4 protein-coding genes are annotated in these 3,784 nt (G+C 70.9%); 2 read left to right on the forward strand and 2 right to left on the reverse strand.

Going from position 1 to position 3,784, the window contains the following annotated elements:
• Positions 1-561: 561 nt before the first annotated feature.
• A complete protein-coding gene (locus E1264_RS41280) occupies positions 562-1,281 on the forward strand; it encodes a helix-turn-helix domain-containing protein (RefSeq protein ID WP_132182817.1) in 720 nt (239 codons plus the stop codon).
• Here E1264_RS41280 and E1264_RS41285 read toward each other — a convergent pair.
• Together E1264_RS41285 and E1264_RS41290 are read right to left on the reverse strand one after the other, a co-directional pair.
• Positions 1,271-1,849, reverse strand: a complete 579-nt coding sequence (locus tag E1264_RS41285) for a dihydrofolate reductase family protein (protein ID WP_132182819.1) — start codon at positions 1,847-1,849, stop codon at positions 1,271-1,273. The two genes, E1264_RS41280 and E1264_RS41285, sit on opposite strands and share 11 nt — an antisense overlap.
• A 212-nt stretch (positions 1,850-2,061) precedes the next feature.
• Positions 2,062-2,676 carry a TetR/AcrR family transcriptional regulator gene (locus E1264_RS41290; RefSeq protein ID WP_132182821.1) on the reverse strand — a complete coding sequence of 205 codons (615 nt, stop codon included), beginning with the start codon at positions 2,674-2,676 and terminating at the stop codon, positions 2,062-2,064.
• 114 nt (positions 2,677-2,790) lie between these two features.
• On the opposite strand from E1264_RS41290, the gene E1264_RS41295 reads away from it, so the two are divergent.
• Positions 2,791-3,784: NADPH:quinone oxidoreductase family protein (locus E1264_RS41295; protein ID WP_132182823.1), on the forward strand; the 994-nt coding region annotated here is incomplete at its 3' end.

The following is a 3,784-nucleotide window of genomic DNA, read 5'->3' on the forward strand; positions in this document are numbered from 1 at the left end:
CTCTATGATCGCGTTGGTGCGGTACCTCACGAGGTCGTTCGCTGCCGGGGCCGTCGGCCGGGGGCAGGGGATCGGTCAGTTGCTCGGCTCGTTCGAGGAGAACGGACGCCGCAGGCTCAGGGTGGCTCACATCTGGCCCGCGCGTAGATTCGAGCCCATCAGGGTGCGGTTGTACGAGGTCGAGGTCTCGCCGCGATGACCAGGGCGGACGGACGATCGCCACGGCAGCGTCCGCCGAAGAGGCCATCGAGATCGCCCAACGCGAACTGGGCGCCCCTGCGGACCGGTGGGTCAACGCGGCGGTGCTGCTCGACGAGTATCGCGACTACGTGACGCAAGGCCGACCGGTCGGCCCCTGGCCAGCCGCCTGACGTCTCCCTCCTGGCCCTCCTCACCGCCACCACCCACGGCGCCCTGGCCGCCACCCCGCCCGACGACCTCCGCCGCCGGACCGTGGCCCTGCTCCTCTACGCGCTGCGCACCCACTGACGTCGCGCGGTTGGTGCTGGTTTGCGATTGATGATGCGCGTTGCCCCCGAGAGACCGGCGTATCCTTCGGCCGTGGAACTGCGCTTCGGGACGCGCCAGTCCGACTCGCCGTGGGTCGACACCGTCTGGACCTGCACGAGCGAGCAGGTCACGGAGATGACGTCGGTGGCAGCGGTGTGCTGGGGTCTGGTGTTCTGGCAGCACGACGGCCGCGCGTACGCGAGCATCACCGGCCCTGAAACCCGGACCGGTACGGCGCCGGTGCCGGAGGGCGCGAACTTCACGGGCATCGAGTTCGCGGTGGGCACCTCGTTGCGGGCCGTGCCCACGTCGGCGCTTGTCAACGCGGGCCTCGAGCTCCCCGATACCACGCGCCGCACGTTCCGGCTGGACGGCGCGCGCTGGGAGACACCCGGCCCCGACGACGCCGAGGCCCTGGTCGAGCGTCTCGTCCGGGCCGGGATCGTGGCCCGTGACCCGCTCGTCGCCGAGGTGCTGCGCGGTCACCGCCCCGACGTCTCGGGGCGTACAGTCGAACGCCGGTTCCGCGCCGCGACCGGGCTGACGCAGGGCGCCGTCCGGCAGATCGAGCGGGCCCGCACGGCGGCGGGGTTGCTGGCGGCCGGTGATCCGGCCGCCGACGTCGTCGCCAAGCTCGACTACTTCGACGAGCCGCACCTGGCCAGGGCGTTGCGCTCCTACATCGGACGGACCGCCGGGCAGTTGCGCGAGGGCGCCGTCGGCCCGATCGGCCTGGACCTGGATCAGCGCTCGACGTCGATCAGCGCTTGACCTCGTAGACCAGTTTCATGATCCCGTTCGGGTAGCTCTCCGACTCCCGGAGCGTCAGCATCTGCTTGTCGCGGTCGGCCCGCCCGAACAGGCTCTTCCCGGCACCGAGCAGGACGGGGAAGACGAGCAGGTTGTACTGGTCGATCAGGCCCTCATCCGAGAGCCCCCGGGCCAGTTCCGCGCTCCCGTGGATGAAGATCGCGCCGCCCTCGCCCTCCTTCAGCGCGACGACGTCCTCGGTCGAGCGCAGGATCGTCGTCGGCCCCCACCCGTCGACGAGGGCGTCCTCGGGCAGCGTGGCCGACACCACGTACTTGGGCAATTCCTTGTAGGCGGCGTGGTCCTCCGAGTCGCGCCAGACCGGCGCGAACGCCTCATAGCTGCGGCGGCCGAACATCAGCGCCGTCGTGTCGGCGAGCTCCTCGCCCTTCAGCGACCAGGCTTCTGGGACGAACTCGAGGTCCTTGAACACCCAGCCGCCGCTGCGGTGCTCCTCCCCGGGCCCGCCGCCGGGCGAGTCCACAACACCGTCGAGCGACATGAAACCGGTGTAGACCAGGTCACGCATAACGTTTCTCCTCACGATCTGGCGAGCTGCCGGGGTTCACTCTAGGTCGCGGACACGGCGCCGTCTTGGACGGAAACGACAACGGTCAGCACGCGTACCGGAGCCGACAGCGTCGCCCAATGCACGTTTCTGCATCGGCAGCCTGAGCGACGCGCTTTCATCCAAGCGGGGCCGGTCGGCGAATGCCCGGGTGTTCGATATGTCGCTCGAAGCTAGGACGGTGTTGACGTGAGCGTGTCCCAGGCGGCCATCGCGCAGGTGATGACCTCCTCCAGCTCGTCACGGGTGGCGCCGTCGCGGGCCTGGACGGACAGGCCCTGCACCACGGTCGTGTAGTAGCGGGCGATGCCGTCGAGCGCGGCGGGCGGCACGGCGAGGTCGCCGTCCTCGACGCCGCGGACGAGCCGTTCCCTGACCGCGGCGAGCATGTCGCGCCGAAGCTCGGCCAGGAACTCGCGGACCTCGTGGTTCTCCTCGGCGCCGGTCGGCGCGGCCAGGATGAGCATGCAGTAGTGCGGCGCGTCCTGACGGGTGATCTCGTCGGCGGTGGCACGCAGCATGGCGTGCATCGCGGCGCGCGTGGTCGGGTGCTCGCGCAGCGCGCGCCTGGGACGCTCGCCCGACGTCGCGCCGTAGAGGGCCATGACCTGGCGGAACAGCTCCCGCTTGCTGCCGAAGCAGGCGTAGATGCTGGCCGACGCGATCCCCATGGCCTGGGCGAGGTCGTTGAGCGAGGTGCCCTCGTAGCCCCGCTCCCAGAACAGGTCCAGCGCCGTGCGCAGGGCGGTGTCGGGGTCGAACGTGCGCGGCCTGCCGCGTGCAGCCATCCGGCGTCCCTCCGCGATTTCTTTGTCGTTCGATCAACTTTACCTTGACCCGGGCCTCGGTTCCCTGCCACGATTTGTTGGCCGTTCGATAAACAAATAGGGAAGGCGGCCGCCGTGAGCATCCCGTCCACCATGCGCGCCCTGCGACAGACGTCGCTGGACGGCCCGCAGGACCTTCGCCTGAGACCCGACGCGCCGGTACCGAGCCCGGGACCGGGCGAGATCCTGGTCCGGGTCACCGCCGCCGGTGTCAACTTCGTCGACATCTCGCAGTCCCGCGGCACGTTCGCGGGCGGCCCGCGACCGCCGTACGTGGCGGGCATCGAGGGCGCCGGGGAGGTCGTCGCCGTCGGCGAGGGGGTCTCCGGCCTGGAGCCCGGCGACCACGTCATCGGCGTCGCCATCGGAGGCGGCGCCTTCGCCGAGTACATGCTCCTGCCCGTCCCCGCCGCGCTCCCCGTACCGGCGGGGTGGACGGACGAGCAGGCGCTGGGCCTGGTCGTGAACTGGCCCACCGCGCTGGCGGCGCTCAAACCGCTCGGCGGCCTCACCGCAGGCCAGACCGTGCTGATCCAGGCCGCCGCCGGCGGGACGGGCCAGGCCGCCGTGACGATGGCCAAGCACTACGGCGCGACGGTGATCGCGGCCGCCTCACCGGGCAAGCACGAGATCGTCCGGGAGCTCGGCGCCGACCACGTCATCGACTCCCGCGCCGCCGACCTCGCCGCCGAGGTCCTGGCCCTGACCGGGGGTGCGGGCGCCGACCTGGTGCTGGAGTCGTCCGGAGGCCCCGCCCTGGACGCCGGCCTCGCCGCGGCCAAGCGGGTCACGGGCCGCGTCGTCGTCTACGGCCTGGCCGGCGGCGAGGCCTCGATCACCAACTGGGACCTCGTCTACAAGCACCAGATCCATATCGTGGGGCTGAACATCGGCATCCTGATCCGGTCCGCACCGCACATCTTCGGGGAAGTCATGGGCGAACTGTTCGGCCTCCTCACGGCCGGAGTACTGGGCCCCGCCGAGCCCACCATGCACGACTTGTCCGAGGGCCCCAAAGCGCTCACCGAACTGGAGGCAAGGGCCACCACAGGCAAACTCGCCCTGACCC

This window comes from Actinomadura sp. KC216, assembly GCF_004348535.1.
Taxonomy (GTDB): Bacteria; Actinomycetota; Actinomycetes; order Streptosporangiales; family Streptosporangiaceae; genus Spirillospora.

Bases quoted from the DNA above. Each gene is read 5' to 3' on its own strand.
- E1264_RS41285 (WP_132182819.1), bottom strand. From the start codon at position 1,849: ATGCGTGACCTGGTCTACACCGGTTTCATGTCGCTCGACGGTGTTGTG.
- E1264_RS41290 (WP_132182821.1), bottom strand. From the start codon at position 2,676: ATGGCTGCACGCGGCAGGCCGCGCACGTTCGACCCCGACACCGCCCTG.